16 protein-coding genes are annotated in these 16,914 nt (G+C 69.6%); 7 read left to right on the forward strand and 9 right to left on the reverse strand.

Annotated elements, in window-relative coordinates:
• Positions 1–21: 21 nt before the first annotated feature.
• On the reverse strand, positions 22–936 hold the full coding sequence (locus G537_RS0111055; protein WP_026870178.1) for a LysR family transcriptional regulator: 915 nt from the start codon (positions 934–936) through the stop codon (positions 22–24).
• Between the two features lie 116 nt (positions 937–1,052).
• Here G537_RS0111055 and G537_RS0111060 point away from each other — a divergent pair, with 116 nt between their 5' ends.
• A complete protein-coding gene (locus G537_RS0111060; protein WP_425402286.1) occupies positions 1,053–1,946 on the forward strand; it encodes an EamA family transporter in 894 nt (297 codons plus the stop codon).
• Here G537_RS0111060 and G537_RS37440 read toward each other — a convergent pair.
• The gene (locus G537_RS37440; RefSeq protein ID WP_034851401.1) at positions 1,943–2,614 is read right to left on the reverse strand and encodes a carbonic anhydrase; all 672 of its coding nucleotides are present in this window, start codon (positions 2,612–2,614) and stop codon (positions 1,943–1,945) included. The two genes, G537_RS0111060 and G537_RS37440, sit on opposite strands and share 4 nt — an antisense overlap.
• A 176-nt stretch (positions 2,615–2,790) precedes the next feature.
• On the opposite strand from G537_RS37440, the gene G537_RS0111070 reads away from it, so the two are divergent.
• From G537_RS0111070 to G537_RS0111080, 3 genes are all read left to right on the forward strand, one after another.
• Positions 2,791–3,825: an ABC transporter ATP-binding protein gene (locus G537_RS0111070; RefSeq protein ID WP_026870180.1), complete on the forward strand. Its 1,035-nt coding sequence runs from the start codon at positions 2,791–2,793 to the stop codon at positions 3,823–3,825.
• A 142-nt stretch (positions 3,826–3,967) separates the two neighbouring features.
• Positions 3,968–4,978: a Fe(3+) ABC transporter substrate-binding protein gene (locus G537_RS0111075; RefSeq protein ID WP_155888579.1), complete on the forward strand. Its 1,011-nt coding sequence runs from the start codon at positions 3,968–3,970 to the stop codon at positions 4,976–4,978.
• Positions 4,979–5,021: 43 nt separating this feature from the next.
• Complete coding sequence (locus G537_RS0111080; RefSeq protein WP_081688744.1) at positions 5,022–6,701, forward strand: ABC transporter permease; 1,680 nt, start codon at positions 5,022–5,024, stop codon at positions 6,699–6,701.
• 10 nt (positions 6,702–6,711) lie between these two features.
• Here the strand turns inward: G537_RS0111080 and G537_RS0111085 are convergent, their stop codons facing one another.
• The 5 genes from G537_RS0111085 to G537_RS0111105 all read right to left on the reverse strand — a co-directional run bounded on the left by G537_RS0111085 (position 6,712) and on the right by G537_RS0111105 (position 11,513).
• Positions 6,712–8,775 carry an ASKHA domain-containing protein gene (locus G537_RS0111085; protein WP_051248348.1) on the reverse strand — a complete coding sequence of 688 codons (2,064 nt, stop codon included), beginning with the start codon at positions 8,773–8,775 and terminating at the stop codon, positions 6,712–6,714.
• Positions 8,776–8,832: 57 nt separating this feature from the next.
• Complete coding sequence (locus G537_RS0111090; RefSeq protein WP_026870184.1) at positions 8,833–9,753, reverse strand: methyltetrahydrofolate cobalamin methyltransferase; 921 nt, start codon at positions 9,751–9,753, stop codon at positions 8,833–8,835.
• A 100-nt stretch (positions 9,754–9,853) separates the two neighbouring features.
• Positions 9,854–10,156 (reverse strand): virulence factor, encoded by a 303-nt coding sequence (locus tag G537_RS0111095; RefSeq protein ID WP_026870185.1) that lies wholly within the window; start codon positions 10,154–10,156, stop codon positions 9,854–9,856.
• A 23-nt stretch (positions 10,157–10,179) separates the two neighbouring features.
• Positions 10,180–10,791 carry a DUF1638 domain-containing protein gene (locus G537_RS0111100; RefSeq protein ID WP_026870186.1) on the reverse strand — a complete coding sequence of 204 codons (612 nt, stop codon included), beginning with the start codon at positions 10,789–10,791 and terminating at the stop codon, positions 10,180–10,182.
• Between the two features lie 17 nt (positions 10,792–10,808).
• Positions 10,809–11,513, reverse strand: a complete 705-nt coding sequence (locus tag G537_RS0111105) for a corrinoid protein (RefSeq protein ID WP_026870187.1) — start codon at positions 11,511–11,513, stop codon at positions 10,809–10,811.
• 196 nt (positions 11,514–11,709) lie between these two features.
• Here G537_RS0111105 and G537_RS0111110 point away from each other — a divergent pair, with 196 nt between their 5' ends.
• Genes G537_RS0111110 through G537_RS0111120 form a run of 3 tightly spaced genes read left to right on the forward strand, consistent with a single transcriptional unit; the run spans position 11,710 to position 13,109 of the window.
• On the forward strand, positions 11,710–12,207 hold the full coding sequence (locus G537_RS0111110) for a hypothetical protein (protein ID WP_026870188.1): 498 nt from the start codon (positions 11,710–11,712) through the stop codon (positions 12,205–12,207).
• Between the two features lie 2 nt (positions 12,208–12,209).
• The gene (locus G537_RS0111115) at positions 12,210–12,452 is read left to right on the forward strand and encodes a hypothetical protein (protein ID WP_026870189.1); all 243 of its coding nucleotides are present in this window, start codon (positions 12,210–12,212) and stop codon (positions 12,450–12,452) included.
• On the forward strand, positions 12,453–13,109 hold the full coding sequence (locus G537_RS0111120) for a DsbA family oxidoreductase (RefSeq protein WP_026870190.1): 657 nt from the start codon (positions 12,453–12,455) through the stop codon (positions 13,107–13,109).
• 3 nt (positions 13,110–13,112) lie between these two features.
• Here the strand turns inward: G537_RS0111120 and mfd are convergent, their stop codons facing one another.
• Together mfd and G537_RS0111130 are read right to left on the reverse strand one after the other, a co-directional pair.
• Positions 13,113–16,598: a transcription-repair coupling factor gene (gene mfd, locus G537_RS0111125; protein ID WP_026870191.1), complete on the reverse strand. Its 3,486-nt coding sequence runs from the start codon at positions 16,596–16,598 to the stop codon at positions 13,113–13,115.
• Entirely contained in the window at positions 16,595–16,882 is a 288-nt protein-coding gene (locus G537_RS0111130; protein WP_026870192.1) for an FAD assembly factor SdhE, read from the reverse strand. Before G537_RS0111130 ends, mfd begins: the two co-directional genes overlap by 4 nt.
• Between the last annotated feature and the right edge of the window lie 32 nt (positions 16,883–16,914).

The following is a 16,914-nucleotide window of genomic DNA, read 5'->3' on the forward strand; positions in this document are numbered from 1 at the left end:
GGGGCCTCATGCCCCCTTCCCTCACGATCGAGCGTTCGGCCGGGGCTGGATCCTGCCGAACTCCTCGACGATGAAGTCGATGAAGGCGCGGACCTTCGGGACGAGGTACCGCCTGGACGGGTAGATGGCGTAGACCGGGGTCTCGACCGTCGACCAGCCGTCCAGAACCGCGGAGAGGGTCCCGCGGGCGAGATCGTCGGCCACGTAGTGGCGGGGCACGAGGCTGAGGCCGAAACCGGCGAGCAGCGCGTCGCGCACGGCGATGCTCGACGTGACCTTGTACCGGCCGTCGACCGGCACCCGGACGGACCGCCCGTCCCTTCGGAACTCCCAGTCGCCGGCGTGGCCGGAGAGGGTGAACTGGATGCACTCGTGCCGGCCGAGGTCATCCGGCTCCCGGGGAACACCCCGGCGGCGAAAATAGTCCGGCGCCCCGCAGACGACGTGCTCGATCGTGAAGATCCGCCGCGCCACCAGGCTCGACTCCTCCAGACTGTCGCTGCCCCGGATCGCGACGTCGTACCCCTCCTTCACGATGTCGACCCGGCGGTCGTCCAGGTTCAGGTCGAGCGAGAGCTCCGGATATCTCGCCAGGAAGGCCGGGATCGCCGGCGACAGGGTGAGGAGCGTGAAGGAGACGGGAGCGGCCACGCGCAGCAGCCCGCCCGGCTTGTTCTGCAACGCGCTGAGCGACCGGTCGGCGTCCTCGATATCGTCGAGGATGCGGCGGATCTGCTGGTAGTAGATCGACCCGGCCTCGGTCAGGCTCATCCGGCGCGTGGTCCGATTCAGAAGCCGCGCCTGGACGTGCCGCTCCAGCTCGCCGATGTTCTTGCTGATCGCGGCCGGGGAGAGCTGCAGGGCCTTGGCGGCCCGGGCGAAGCTCTCCAGCTCCACCACCTTCCGGAACACCCGAAGCGCGACCATGTGGTCCATAGCATTCACTCTTGGTAGCGAGTGTCGCCACTATTCCAGTCATTATCTCGCACGGGTGAAGTTAGTACGCTATCGGCGACGAGAGGCCGTGGGCCTCCCATTCGCGTGAGACATCCGTGACCATCATCCCTATTGCCCAGAAGGACGCGACAGCGAATGCCGGCCAGGCGGCGGCGATCCTGACGACCGCCATCGCGCCGGCCATCTGGGGCAGCACCTATTACGTCACCACCGCGTTCCTGCCGCACGGCTACCCGCTGACGGTCGCGATGCTGCGCGCCCTGCCCGCCGGGCTGCTGCTGCTCGCCTTCGTCCGGACCTTGCCGACCGGCATCTGGTGGGGCCGCTCCTTCATTCTCGGCGCCCTCAACTTCTCGTTCTTCTGGGCCATGCTGTTCGTCTCGGCCTACCGCCTGCCGGGCGGGGTCGCGGCCACGGTCGGGGCAATCCAACCGCTGATCGTGATCGCGCTGGCGCGCCTGGTGCTCGGCAGGGCGGTGCGGCCGCTCGCCGTCGCGGCCGGCATCGCCGGCGTGATCGGCATCGCGCTTCTGGTGCTGACGCCGAAGGCGGCGCTGGACCCGATCGGCATCGCGGCCGGCATCGCCGGCGCGGCCTCGATGGCCTGCGGCACGGTGCTGACACGCCACTGGCGGCCGCCCGTCGGCAACCTGACCTTCACCGCGTGGCAGCTGACGGCCGGCGGCATCCTGCTGGTCCCGGCGGCGCTGTGGCTCGAGCCGTCCCTGCCTGCCCTGACCATAGCCAATGTGCTCGGCATGGCCTGGCTCGGCCTGATCGGGGCCGCGCTGACCTACATTCTTTGGTTCCGCGGACTGGCGCGAATCGAGCCGAGCGCGGCCGCCTCGCTCGGCTTCCTCAGCCCTCTGGTCGCGACGCTGCTGGGCTGGCTGCTGCTGGACCAGAGCCTGACGCCGCTGCAACTGGGCGGCTTCGTCCTGGTGGTCGCCAGCGTCTGGCTCAGCCAGCGGGCCGCCATGGCCCCCTAGGGGCAGCGGATCGCCGACAGCCCGCCGCGCCCCTCCTCCGCCACCGGCTCGAACTCGCCGGTCTCCGGGTTGCGCACCAGCAGGCGGCCGGAGGCGACGCCGAAATAGGCACCGTGCAGCTTCAGCTTGCCGCGCTCGACCAGGGTCGCGACGCACGGAAAGGTCATCAGGTTCTGCAGGCTCAGCTCGACCGAGGCGAATTCCAGCCGGCGCAGATAGTCGTCGCCGTCCTCCGGCCTGCGGGGGCCGAGGCTCTCCGCCGCCGGGGCGATCTGCGACATCCAGCGGCCGATGAAGTCGCCGGGCGACAGCGGCTCCTGCTCGTCGGCGAAGGCGCGGATGCCGCCGCAATGGGCATGGCCCAGCACCACGATGTGCTTCACGCGGAGCGCCTGGACCCCGAATTCCAGCGCCGCGCTGGTGCCGTGCTGGAACTCCCGGTCCGGCTCGTAGCGCGGCACGATATTGGCGACGTTGCGCACCACCAGCAGCTCGCCGGGCGCAGCATCGAAGATGACCTCCGGCGACACCCGCGAATCGACGCAGCCGACGATCATGATCTCCGGGCGCTGGCCCTTCTCCGCCAGCATCTCGTAGCGGCTGCGCTCGGCGGCGAACCGGCCGCTGAGAAAGGCGCGATAGCCTTCGGTAAGCCGTTCGGGAAACATCACCGCTCTCACATCAACATCGCCGCGACAACGAATGCGGCAGAGGTGTGGCAATAGCAAACGGAGCCGCCCGCGCCAATACCGGCCGCATCCGCGGATCGCGGTTGGATCGGCTTCGGGTCTGCTCTAAGCAGGATGGGCCATTGTTCACGGGGTGAGATCACGGTGCGGATGGAATGCTGACGCTGGAGCGCATCTGCCGACGCTTCGGGACCGTCCAGGCGCTGGACGACGTCTCGCTCTCGATCGCGCACGGGGAGATCGTCTGCCTGGTCGGCCGGTCCGGCTGCGGCAAGTCCTCGCTGCTGCGGATCATCGCCGGGGTCGACGCCCCGGACAGCGGCCGGATCCTGCTGGACGGCGTCGAGATCGCGGGACCGGGCGGCTTCATCGAACCCGAGGACCGCAACGTCGGCTTCATGTTTCAGGACTATGCGCTGTTCCCGCACCTGACGGTCGAGGAGAACGTCGCCTTCGGCCTGAAGCGGCTGCCGCGCGAAGCGGCGCGCGCCCGGGCGACGGAAGTGATCGGCCGCATCGGCATCCAGGCGCTGGCCGGCCGTTATCCGCACACGCTGTCGGGCGGCGAGCAGCAGCGCGTGGCCCTGGCGCGGGCCCTGGCCCCAAAGCCCGTCATCCTGCTGATGGACGAGCCCTTCTCCAACCTCGACCGCGGGCTGCGCGAGCAGGTACGCGACGAGACCATCGCGACGCTGCGGGCCCTCGGCACGACGGCGATCATGGTGACGCATGATCCGGAAGAAGCCCTGTCCGCCGGCGACCGCGTCGTGCTGATGCAGAAGGGCCGGGTCGTGCAGGTCGGCACCGGCTACGAGATATACGACCATCCCAATTCGCTCTACGCCGCCGAGTTCCTGTGCCCGCTCAACCGGATCGCCGGCACCGTCCGCGACGGCCGGGTCGAGACTCCGCTCGGGGCATTCCCGGCCCGACCGGGCCTGCCCGAAGGCAGCCCGGCCGTGGCCTGCATCCGCCCGCAGGCCCTGTCCCTGGCGAAGCCGGGCGAGGGCCTGCCGGGGCGCATCGTGAGTTGCTCGTTCCTCGGCGAGATCGAGCAGCTGTCGATCCGGATGGAAGGCGTTCCCGACCTCCTGCGCCTGCGTACCACCGGCCGGATCGAGCTGAAGCCGGGCGAGCCGGTCGGCCTCGTCGTCGATCCGGGCGGCGTCATGGTGTTCGCCGCCGAGTGAAACCTAGCGGCTTGACGGCGCGAACTCATATATGCTGGAGCAAATGCGTCTTGGTTGCAGCTGATATGCAGCTAATGCGTCTTGGTCGCATCCAGTCCGACCAGGCGATAGAAGGGGGTTCCGCATCATGAAGGACGTTTCCATGTTCCGGCTCGCGCTCCTGACCGGCATTGCCGCCGTGATCGGCGGCGCCGGTGCCGCCGCAGCCGAGGTGAACATCTACACGACGCGGGAGCCGGGGCTGATCCAGCCGCTGCTCGACGCCTACACCGCCAAGAGCGGCGTCAAGGTGAACACCGTGTTCCTCAAGGACGGCCTCGCCGAGCGCGTCGCGGCGGAAGGGACCAGCTCGCCCGCCGACCTGCTGATGGCGGTCGATGCCGGCAACCTGGCCGATCTGGTGGAGAAGGGCGTCACCCAGCCGATCGAGTCGAGCGACCTGACCGCCGCGGTGCCCGCCCCCCTGCGCGATCCCGGCAACCACTGGGTCGCCCTGTCGGTGCGCGCCCGCGTGCTCTACGCCGACAAGGACCTCGACCTGACCGCCTTCAACTACGAGGACCTGGCCGACCCGAAGTGGAAGGGCAAGGTCTGCATCCGCTCCGGCCAGCACCCTTACAACACCGCGCTCTTCGCCGACTACATCGCGCATTACGGCGTCGAGAAGACGGAAGCCTGGCTGACGGGGGTCAAGGCCAACCTGGCCCGCAAGGCCGGGGGCGGCGACCGCGACGTGGCCAAAGACATCCTCGGCGGCATCTGCGACATCGGCATCGCCAACTCCTACTATGTCGGGCTGATGCGCTCCGGCAAGGGCGGCGAGGAGCAGGTCGCCTGGGGCAATGCGATCAAGGTGATCCTGCCGACCTTCAAGGACGGCGGCACCCAGGTCAACATCAGCGGCGCTGCGCTCGCCAAGAACTCGCCGAACAAGGCCGAGGCGGTGAAGCTGTTGGAGTATCTGGTGTCCGACGAGGCCCAGAAGATCTACGCCCAGGCCAATTTCGAGTATCCGGTGAAGGCCGGCGCCGAGGCCGATCCGATCATCGCGTCCTTCGGCGAGCTGAAGGTCGACTCCATCCCGCTGACGGAGATCGTCAAGCACCGCAAGCAGGCGAGCGAGCTGGCCGAGAAGGTCGGCTTCGACAGCTGATGCAGGATCCGGGCGCGGGCGAACCCGCGCCCGGATCACTCCGATGGTATCGCAAATCGTCCTGCGCCAGCCCCCCGCCCCAGCCATCGACCGGCGCCACCCCGGGCGGCGCTGGCTGTCGGCGGCTGCCGTCATCGGCGGGCTCGCCGCCATGCCGGTCCTCGCCCTGGCCTGGGAGGCGCTGCAGGGGTCAGGCGGGCTCTGGTCGCATCTCTTCGCCCATGTGCTGCCGCCGGCCCTCGGCCAGACGGTGACGCTCCTGCTCGGCGTCGGCATTCTCGTCACCGTGATCGGCACCTCGACCGCCTGGCTGGTCACGGCCTACGACTTCCCGGGCCGCCGGCAGCTCGAATGGGCGCTGCTGCTGCCGCTGGCGGTGCCGACCTACATCATCGCCTACGCCTATCTCGACATTCTCCACCCGCTCGGCGTGGTGCAGGGGGCGATCCGGGCGATCCTGGGCTATTCCAGCCCGCGCGAGTTCCGCCTGCCCGACATCCGGTCGATGGCCGGCTGCATCGTGCTGCTGGGCTTCGTGCTGTACCCCTATGTCTACATCACCACCCGGGCGATGTTCCTGACCCAGGCGGCCAATCTGGTCGAGGCCTCGCGCACGCTCGGCACCCGGCGCGGCCAGGTGTTCCGGCGGGTGGCCCTGCCGCTGGCGCGGCCCGCCATCGCGGTCGGCGTCAGCCTGGCGCTGATGGAGGCACTGAACGATGTCGGCGCGTCCGAGTTCCTGGGGGTCCGCACGCTGACCATCTCGGTCTACACGACCTGGGTGACGCGCTCCGACCTGCCCGGCGCGGCGCAGATCGCGCTCGCCATGCTCGTGCTGGTGATCGCCCTGGTGATGATCGAGCGCTGGGCGCGCCGCCGGCAGCGCTACTGGACGGCGGCCCAGCGCACGCGCAGCTTCACCCCGCACCGGCTCGCTCCCCTGCCCGGCCTCGCCGCCTTCGGCCTCGGCCTGGTTCCGATCCTGATCGGCTTCGCCGCCCCGGCGCTCTACCTCGCGGTCGAGGCCTGGAAGCGGTTCCGCTTCAACGGGGTCTCCGACCGGCTCCTGTCCGAGGCGCTCAACACCGTGGCCCTGTCGGCGGTCGCGACGATCGCGGTGCTGCTGTTCGGTGTGATCGTCGCCTATACGGCGCGGTCCCGGCCAGGCCGCGTGGCGGCGGCGCTGCAGCGTCTCGCCACCGTGGGCTACGCCATGCCGGGCACGGTGATCGCCATCGGCATCCTGGTCCCGGTCGCCGCCCTCGACCAGGTGATCGACCGGACCGCTGCCGCGTGGCTCGGCATGTCCACGGGGCTGCTGCTGATCGGGTCCGGTGCGGCGCTGATCTACGCCTACGTGGCGCGGTTCCTGGCGATCTCCACCGGCGCGGTCGAGGCCGGTTTCAGCCGCATCCCGCGATCCTTCGACCATGCCGCGCGCAGCCTGGGGCAGACCGTGACCGGGACCTTCCGGCACGTGCATCTGCCGCTGTCCAAGGCCGCGCTCGCGGCGGCCGGCCTTCTGGTGTTCGTCGACTGCATGAAGGAGCTGCCGGCGACGCTGCTGCTCCGCCCCCTCAATGTCGAGACGCTGGCGACGCATCTCTATGGCGAGGCGGCACGCGGGACCTATGAGGAGGCGGCGATCGCCGCCCTCGCGATCGTCGTGGTCGGGATCCTGCCGGTCGTCCTGCTGGCGCGGATCGGCCGGCCGAGCACGTAGCGCCTCCAGCTCAGCCGCGCCGACGCCGGCGCCGGCCTCCTTCAGCGTCGCCGCCCTCGATCACCTTCGGGGCCGGCAGGTCGACCACGGCGGCGAGGTTCGGAAAGGCGGCGGTCTTGTGCGGCAGCGCCATCGCCTCGACGAAGTGCTGCTGGAACATCGGCTCGACCGCGGTCTCGATCTTCTCGACCCGGCGCACCACCTGCTCGATCTCGGCCCGCGCCGTGCGATTGACCAGCGCGATGCGAGCGCCGGTGCCCGCGGCGTTGCCGCCCGCGACCACCTTGGTCAGGTCGCAATCCGGGATCAGCCCCAGCACCATCGCGTATTTGACGTCGATATGGCTGCCGAAGGCGCCGGCCAGGGTGATGCGGTCGACATGGTCGACGCCCAGCTTGTCCATCAGCAGGCGCACGCCGGCATAAAGTGCCGCCTTGGCCAGCTGGATGGCGCGGACGTCGTTCTGGGTGACCCGCAGCTCGCGCTCGCCATCGCGGTGCAGGACGTAGCTGAAGGTGCGGCCGTCGGCGACGATACGGTCGCTGCGCGCCGCCATGCTGCCGTCGATCACCCCGTCCTGCGTGATGACGCCGGCCAGGAACAGCTCGGCCAGCACCTCGATGATGCCGGAGCCGCAGATGCCGGTGACGCCGGTTCGCCGCACCTTCTGGGCGAAGCCCTCCTCGTCCGACCACAGCTCGCAGCCGATGACGCGGAAGCGCGGCTCCAGCGTGTCGCGGTCGATCCGCACCCGCTCGATCGCCCCCGGCGCGGCGCGCTGGCCCGACGAGATCTGCGCGCCCTCGAAGGCCGGTCCGGTGGGGCTGGAGCAGGCCAGGAGGCGGTCCTTGTTGCCCAGCACGATCTCGGCATTGGTGCCGACATCGACGATCAGCCGCAGGTCGTCCGACTTGTGCGGCTCCTCCGACAGGATCACGGCCGCGGTGTCGGCGCCGACATGGCCGGCGATGCAGGGCAGCGCATAGACCCGGGCGTTGGGATGGACCTTCAGGTCGATCTCGGTGGCCCAGATGTTGATCGCCTGGTCGGTCGCCAGGGCGAAGGGCGCGCCGCCCAGCTCGATCGGGTCGATGCCCAGCACCAGGTGATGCATGATCGGGTTGCCGACCAGCGTCACCTCCAGCACGTCCTCGACCTCCAGCCCCGCCTGGGCGGTGACCCGGCCGGCCAGCTCGTTCAGCGCGCCGCGCACCGCCTCGGTCAGCGCCTTGTCGCCGCCCGGGTTCATCATGATGTAGCTGACCCGGCTCATCAGATCCTCCCCGAAGCGGATCTGCGGGTTCATGGCGCCGCCGGAGGCGACGACCTCGCCGGTCTCGATGTCGCAGAGATGGCAGGCGATGGTGGTGGAGCCGACGTCGTAGGCCAAGCCGTAGATCTTGTCGCGGAAGCCGGGCCAGACGGCGAGAAGGCGCTTCACCCGCTGCTCGCGGACCGCCACGGTGCAGGTCCAGCCGCCTTCCCGAAGGGCCTTCTGCAGCCGCTGCACCACCCGCAGGTCGCAGTCGAGACCGGTGATGCCCCACTGCTCGGCCAGCGCCTCCTCCAGCCGACGCAGGTCGCCGGAAGGGTCATGCATGTCGGGCTCACGCACCTCGACATAGTAGAGCTTGACCGGCGGATCGACCTCGATGACGCGGTGCTCGGCATCCTTGCGGACGACCTGCTTGTGCACCTGGCTCTCGGGCGGCACGTCGACGACGAGATCGCCTTGGATCAGGGTCTGGCAGGACAGGCGCCGTCCCGGCTTCAGCGCGCGCTTCTCGGCATAGCGCAGCTCCGCCGCCCCGACCTCCGAGGCATGGGCGGGCCGGGATTCGATGCCGTGCTTGGCGAATTGGCCGTCGCCGATCTCGACCTGGCAGCGGCCGCAGATCGACCGACCGCCGCAGACGCTGTCGACATCGACGCCCAGCGACCGCGCCGCCTGCAGCAGCGGCGTGCCCAGCGGAAAGCGGCCGCGCCGGCCGGACGGGGTGAAGACGACCAGTGCCGTCTCCACGGTCTCGTGGTTGGGCGTTCCTGGGCCGGCGGGCTGTCCGGCATCGATCATGTTCATCGCCAAACCGTCACCCTCGCGGCGTCCCGGCCGAGACCCCGCACCGTCACATCACTGCGCCGCCATCGCCCGGCGCCGGCGCCCCTCGCGACCGCCGCGGGCACCGGCCGCCTCGGCGCCCTCGGCCGCCGGCTCGCGATATTTGCGAATCCAACGGGCGCAGTGCGGATCATGGCCCATCATCACGTCGCCGCCGAGCACCGCCTGCAGGCTTTCGGCGTGCAGCGGGTTGGTGATCGCCGAGGTCATGCCGGCGCCGATCGCCATGGTCAGGAAGGCGGCGTTCAGCCCGTGCCGGTTCGGCATGCCGAAGCTGATGTTGGAGGCGCCGCAGGTGGTGTTGACCTTCAGCTCCTCGCGCAGCCGGCGGATCAGCGAGAAGACCTGGCGGCCGGCGGTGTTGATGGCGCCGATCGGCATCACCAGCGGGTCGACCACGATGTCGGCATAGGAGATGCCGTGGTCGCGCGCCCGCTCGACGATCTTCTTGGCGACGGCGAAGCGGACGTCGGGATCCTCGGAGATGCCGGTCTCGTCGTTGGAGATGGCGACGACGGCCGCGCCGTATTTCTTCACCAGCGGCAGCACGGCCTCCAGCCGCTCCTCCTCGCCGGTCACCGAATTGACCAGGGCCTTGCCCTTGTAGACCGAGAGCCCGGCCTCCAGGGCCGCGACGATGGAGCTGTCGATCGACAGCGGCACGTCGGTGATCGACTGCACCAGCTGGATGCATTCGGCCAGGATGCGCGGCTCGTCCGCCAGCGGGATGCCGGCATTGACATCCAGCATCTGGGCCCCGGCCTCGACCTGGGCGATGGCGTCGGACTGGACCCGGCTGTAGTCGCCGTTCTTCATCTCCTCGGCCAGCAGCTTGCGGCCGGTCGGGTTGATCCGTTCGCCGATGATGACGAAGGGCCGCTCGAAACCGATGGCGATCTCCCTGGTCGCCGAGCTCACCACTGTGTCCGTCATGCCCTGTCCGCCTTCGGATGCTGGGGTTTCCTGGGATCGAGGCTAGGAGGAACGCCCCCGCCGGGATCGTCTTGCAGCGGCATCGCCTGCCGCAGGCGCGTCAGGGCGCGACGCCACCGGACTCGACCAGGGCGCGCAGCCGGGCATCGTCGTACTCGGCCTCGATCCGCGCCGCCGCCGCCTCGGCCTCGGCCTGCAGGTCGTCGCCGCACTCGACCGGCTCCGACTTCTTCCATTCCTCGAGATAGCTGTCGGCGTCACGCGCCTTGCCGCGCATGGCGGCGCGGTCGATGGCGTCCTGGAAGCGCTGCGACAGCAGCACCTTGGCCTGGTCGCGCCGGCCGGCCTTGGCGATCACCTGGCTCGGGATGTCGCGCCAGGAAACGATGATGAGCTGCGGCATAAGATCTCTCGGTCAGTGAACGTTCAGGCGGAAGCCGCCACGAACTGTGCGAATTCGCCATAGCCCGTGAACCGGTACTCATAGGCCAACCCCAGCCGCTCCGCCGCGGCCCTCGCCCGGGACTGCAGGGCCGGATCCTCGGTCTGGGCCAGATAGACCAGACGGCGGTAGTGACCGAAGATCATCGGCAGCAGCTCCGGGTGGTGGTCCAGCCCCATGCCCTCGACGATCAGCGCCTGGAAGTGGCGGACGAGATAGTCGGTGAGGAAGAAGCTGCCCGGCTCCTCCTCCATCAGCCGGTCGAAATCGGCCGCGCCGGCGAAGAAGGCGTAGCAGTGCGGGCCGCCGATCCGCTCCGCCCCCTCCTCCGCCAGCACCCGGTCGATGGCGCCGCCGGTGCCGCAATCGGCATAGGCGATCCGGATCCGGCTCCAGCCCAAAGCCCGGGCGGTGCGGATACGCTGTCGCAGCCGGTCGGCGATGCGTTCCGGCCGGTTGTGCAGGATGGCGGGCAGGCAGGTAACGGCGACGCGGTCCGCGATGCCGTTGGCGCGGATCACGGCCAGCGTCTCGCGCGCCAACGCCCCACAGGCGATCAGCAGCGTGCGGCCGGGGCCGGGGGCGACCCCGGCCACGCCGAGCCGGTCGGGCCTCAGGCCGTCGCGCTCTTCGCCTGGTTGTGCTTGCGCCGCATGAAGTCCTTGGCCGTCTCCACCGCCACCGCCGCGTCGCGGCAGTAGGCGTCGGCGCCGATTTCTCGTGCGAATTCCTCGTTCAGGGGTGCGCCGCCGACGAGCACCACGTAGTCGTCGCGGATCCCCTGCTCCTTCAACGTGTCGATCACCACCTTCATATAGGGCATCGTCGTCGTCAGCAGCGCCGACATGCCGACGATGTCGGGCTGATGCTCCTCGATCGCCTTCAGGTAGTTCTCGACCGGGTTGTTGATGCCGAGGTCGATGACCTCGAAACCAGCGCCTTCCATCATCATCGACACCAGGTTCTTGCCGATATCGTGGATGTCGCCCTTGACCGTGCCGATCACCATCTTGCCGACCTTGGGCGCGCCGGTCTCAGCCAGCAGCGGCCGCAGCACGCCCATGCCGCGCTTCATGGCGTTGGCGGCCAGCAGCACCTCGGGCACGAACAGGATGCCGTCGCGGAAGTCGATGCCGACGATGCGCATGCCCTCGACCAGCGCCTTGGTCAGCACGTCGTAGGGGGCCCAGCCGCGGCCGAGCAGGATGTTGACGCCCTCGACGATCTCGTCGGCGAGGCCGTCATAGAGGTCGTCCCACATCTGCTCGACGAGCTCTTCGTCGTTCAGCGCGTTCAGGTCGATATCGTCATCCGCCATGGGAGCCCTCGATCGCCGGCTGCATTCCTGATGAGCCACGGCTCGCATTAACCGGGATGCCGGCCGCTGCCGCTAGCCTGGAACCGACCCCGACTGCGAAGCCGGCGACACGTCACGGCGGTCCGGCGGCATCGTCGCGCTTGCCAGCGGTCCCCGCCCCCCGGATGATGCGCTTCCCTCCGGCCGCACGGTTGCCATGGACCTCCAGGACTCGATCGTCACCTTCCTCCGCCACTTCCCGCGGACGGATGACACCACCCTGATCATCCTCAAGGGCCATCTGCTGATCGAGGAGGAGATCAACAACCTGCTGCAGGAGATGCTGCCCAACCCGGAGGCGCTGGACGGTCTGCAGCTCAACTTCTTCACCAAGGCCCAGTTCGCCCGCGCCCTGATCAAGAACGAGATGCTGGACAGTCTGCTGGATGCGGCGGAGAAGCTGAACCGCCTGCGCAACCGGCTGGCGCACAATCTGGCGCCGGAGGGGGTCGAGGCCGCGATCCGCGATTTCGTCACCCCCGCCGACGGCCGGATCCTGGGTGGAGAGACCGCGCCGGACCAGCAGCTCAAGCGCCGCATCGCCTATCTCTGCGGCCAGCTGCTGCGCTTCCGCACCGAATACCGCACCGCCCGGCAGATCCTGAAGACCAGGGTCGGTGCCGCCAAGCCAAAGACCAAGCGGTCCCGAGCTTAGCCATGCCGAACTGGCGCAACCGCGGCGGCGGGAGGCGCGACCCGGAACGGGTCGAGCGGGCCGTGAAGGCGGACAGGCTGCGGCGCGACCGTCGCGCCAAGGCCGCCCTCGAGGCTGAGGAAGCCGAGCGCAACACCCTGGCGATCGGCCTCCTGGCCGAGGAGATCGCCGACCGCGACGCCGCCGCAACCGGGCAGGAAGCCGATCCCATTCCCAAACGCCCCGCGCCGCGGGATACTGGGTGAATGCGGATCGACATCTTCTTCGACGTGGTCTGCCCCTGGTGCTACATCGGCAAGCACCGGCTGCAGCGTGCGCTGTCGATCCGGCCGCTGCCGGGGCTTGAAGTCCGCTGGCAGCCGTTCCAGCTCAATCCGGAGATGCCGAAGCAGGGCGTCGACCGGCAGAGCTACATGATCGCCAAGTTCGGCGGGCGCGAACGGATGCGGCAGATCAATGCCGTAGTCGCCGAGGCTGCCGGCAAGGAAGGCCTGCCCCTGAACCAGAGCGCGATCCGCCGCACCCCGAACACGGTCGAGGCACACCGGCTGATCCGCCATGCCGGCGAGCTGGGTGAGGCCGACCGCATGGTCGATGCTCTGTTCGCCGCCTATTTCGTCCACGGCCTGGACGTCGGGGACCGCGAGACCCTGGTCGACATCGCGGAGGATCTCGGCTTCGAGCGCCGCCGCGTGACCGGGGTTCTGGCCAGCGAGATCGGCATCACCGAGATCCAAGCGGCTGACCTCAGGGCCCGGCAACTCGGCATCCAGGCCGTGCCCTGCTTCGTCTTCGACGGCCGCTACGCCGTCTCCGGCGCCCAGGAGCCGAGCGCCTTCCTGCCGCTGCTCGACCTCGCCCGAGAGCACGCCGTCTCCGCCCCGCTGTCGGAGCGGGCTTAGGCTCTACCCCGCCAAATCCGCCAGGCGCTGCACCAGCTTGCGGGCGCCGCTGACGCGGTCCTGCGGTGTCTCCCAGCCGCGGGTGTAGACCAACTTCTGATCGGGCCGGACCTTGATCGCCCCGGCCATGCGCTGGATGAAGCCGATCAGCTTGTCCGGACGGGCGAACTGGTTGTCGCGGAAGCCGATCACCGCGCCCTTCGGCCCGGCATCCAGCCGCTCCACTCCGGCGGCGCGGCAGAGGCGCTTGATCGCCACCAGCTCCAGCAGATTCTCGACCTCCTCCGGCAGGGCGCCGAAGCGGTCGATCAGCTCGGCGGCGAAGCCGTCCAGCTCCGCCTGCCCTTCCAGCGCCGAGATCCGGCGATAGAGGTCGAGCCGGACCTGCAGATCGGCGACATAGGTCTCCGGGATCAGCACCGGCACGCCGAGATTGATCTGCGGCGTCCAGCTCTCGGCCACTTCGTCAACCGTGCTGACGCCAGCGCGGGCGGCACGCACCGCCTCCTCCAGCATCTGCTGGTACAGCTCGGCCCCGACCTCGCGGATGTGTCCCGACTGCTCCTCGCCCAAGAGGTTGCCGGCGCCGCGGATGTCCATGTCGTGGCTGGCCAGGGTGAAGCCGGCCCCCAGCGTGTCCAGCGTCTCGATCACGTGCAGCCGCTGCTGCGCCGTCTTGCTCAGCGGCTTGCGCGGCGCGTAGGTGAGATAGGCGTAGCCACGCAGCTTCGACCGGCCGATGCGGCCGCGCAGCTGGTACAGCTGGGCCAGGCCGAACAGGTCGGCACGGTGGATCACCATGGTGTTGGCGGAGGGCACGTCGAGGCCGGATTCGACGATCGCCGTGGCCAGCAGCACGTCGAACTGGCCGTCGTAGAAGGCGCTCATCACCTCCTCGAGCTGGCTCGCCGGCATCTGGCCGTGGGCGACGGCGATCTTCACCTCGGGCACCAGCTCCAGCAAGGTCTGGTGCACCTCGCCCAGATCCTCGATCCGCGGGCAGACATAGTAGGTCTGGCCGCCGCGGAAATGTTCGCGCAGCACGGCCTCGCGGATGATCACCGGGTCGAAGGGCAGGACGAAGGTGCGCACCGCCAGCCGGTCGATCGGCGGGGTGGTGATCAGCGACAGCTCGCGCACGCCCGACAGCGACATCTGCAGCGTGCGCGGGATCGGCGTCGCGGTCAGGGTCAGCACGTGCACGTCCTCGCGCAGCGCCTTCAGCTTCTCCTTCTGCTTGACGCCGAAATGCTGCTCCTCGTCGACGATGACGAGGCCGAGATTCTTGAACGACACCTGCTTCGACAGGATAGCGTGGGTGCCGACGACGATGTCCATGGTGCCGGCCGCGAGCTCGTCCCGCACCAGCTTCGCGTCCTTCGGCGTGACCATGCGCGACAGCTGCGCGACGCGCAGCGGCAGGCCTTTGAAGCGCTCGGAGAAGGTGCGGAAATGCTGCCGGGCCAGCAGCGTGGTCGGCACCACCACCGCCACCTGCACGCCGTTGGCGGCGGCGGCGAAGGCGGCGCGCAGCGCCACCTCGGTCTTGCCGAAGCCGACATCGCCGCAGACCAGCCGGTCCATCGGCCGGCCCGCCTGCAGGTCGTCCAGCACCTCGTCGATGGCGCGCTGCTGGTCCTCGGTCTCGGCATAGGGGAAGCGGGCGGCGAACTCCTCGTACAGCCCTTCGGGCGGCGGCAGCGCGGCCGTGGTGCGCAGGGCGCGGGCGGCGGCGATGCGCATCAGCTCCTCCGCCATGTCCTTCAGCCGCTTCTTGACCCGGGCCTTGCGCGCCTGCCAGCCGGCACCGCCCAGCTTGTCGAGCTGCACCGCCATGTCGGCGGAGCCGTAACGCGACAGCACCTCGATGTTCTCGACCGGGACGAACAGCTTGTCGCCGCCGTCATAGACGATGCGCAGGCAGTCATGCGCCGCGCCGCCGACGGTCAGCGTCTCCAGCCCCTCGTAGCGGCCGATGCCGTGGTCCTGGTGGACCACGATGTCGCCCGCCGCCAGGGCCGAGACCTCGGCGATGAACTGCTCGGACTTGCGGCGCTTCTTCTGCGGCCGGGTCAGCCGGTCGCCGAGGATGTCCTGCTCGGTGATGACTGCGAGATCGGGCGCGGCGAAGCCGTGCTCCAGCGGCAGCACCACCATGACCGCGCTGGCCGGATTGATCTTCTCCACCCCGGCCCAGCTCTCGGCCACGGCGAAATCAGCCTTGCCCTGCTCCGACAGCATCGAGCGCAGCCGGTCTCGGGCGCCGGGGGTGTAGCCGGCGATCAGCACCCGCTTGCCGGCCGCCTTCAATTCGCCGATGTGCTGGCGCACCGCGGCATAGAGATTGACCTCCGGATTGCCGCGGGCCTCGGCGAAGTCGTGGCCGCGGCGGCCGCCGGCGTCCGTGCCGCCTTCCGGCGGGGCGAAGGGCGAGAAGTCGGCCACCGGCCGGCCCGCCAGGCAGGCATCCCACTCCGTGGCGTCGAGATAGAGGCGCTCGGGCGGGATCGGGCGGTAGGGCGGCGTCTTGGCCTTCTTCTGCGCCGCCTGATGGGTCTGCCGCGCCTCATAGAAATCGGCGATCTGAGCCAGGCGCTGGTCGCGTGCCTGCTCGAGCTGGTGGTCGAGCGTGACCGAAGCGTCGGGCAGGTAGTCGAAGACCGTGTCGAGATGGTCGTGGAACAGTGGCAGCCAGTGCTCCATCCCGGCCTGCTTGCGGCCGGCGGACACGGCCTCGTACAGCGGGTCGTCGTCATTGATGGCGCCGAACAGCTCGCGATAGCCGCTGCGGAACCGGGCGATCGAGGCAGGATCGAGGAACACCTCACCCATCGGCTTCAGCGTGATCCGCTCGACCTCGCCGGTGGTCCGCTGTGACATCGGGTCGAAGCGGCGGATCTTCTCCAGCTCGTCACCGAACAGGTCGAGCCGCAGCGGCTCCTCCGTCCCCGGCGGGAACAGGTCGACGATGCCGCCGCGGATGGCGAATTCGCCCGGCTCGCGCACCGTCTGCGCCCGGACATAGCCGTTGCGCGCGAGGAATCCCTGCAGTGCGTCGAGGTCGACGCGCTGGCCCGGGGCCACCGACAGGCTGGCCTCGGCGAAGGCGTCGCGCGGCGGCACCCGCTGCATCGCGGCGCCGATCGTGGTCAGCACCACGAAGGGCCGGCCGGGTTCCCGCGGCGCCAGCAGGCGCGTCAGCGCATCGACGCGCTCCGCCACCGTCTCCGGATTCGGCGAGACGCGGTCATAGGGCAGACAGTCCCAGGGCGGCAGGACTACGACCGGCAGGTCGGGCGCGAAGAAGGCCAGCGCCGCCTCCAGCGCCGGCAGCCGCGCGTCGTCGCTGGCCACGTGCAGCAGGCCCTTGTCGCCTGCCTTGCGCGCCAGCTCGGCGATCAGGCGCGCATCCTGGCCGTGCGGCACGCCGCCGATGGCGCGGTGCTGCGCGGCGGTTCGGGCGGCGACGGGTTCGGCCAGGGCGCTCATCCGCGACCCCGCGCCCGGGCATAGTCGATCAGCAGCCGCATGACGTCGCTGTCGGCCTCGGGCGGCACTGATGCCCGCTCCGTCACCCAGTCCCACAGATCGGGATCGTTGTTCTCCAGCAGCTCGCCGTAACGGGCCAGCTGGTCCGTGTCGAGTCGGTCCAGCACGGCATCGGCGAAGCCGCCGAGCAGCAGGTCGGCTTCACGGGTGCCGCGATGCCAGCTGCGGAAGCGCAGGCGACGGCGCAGCGGTGCAGCGGCATCGCTATCGAACGGCTCGGTCATTGGCTTAAGGTGCGTGTCCACGTGAGCCCCCA

It is taken from the genome of Inquilinus limosus DSM 16000 (assembly GCF_000423185.1).
Lineage (GTDB): Bacteria > Pseudomonadota > Alphaproteobacteria > DSM-16000 > Inquilinaceae > Inquilinus > Inquilinus limosus.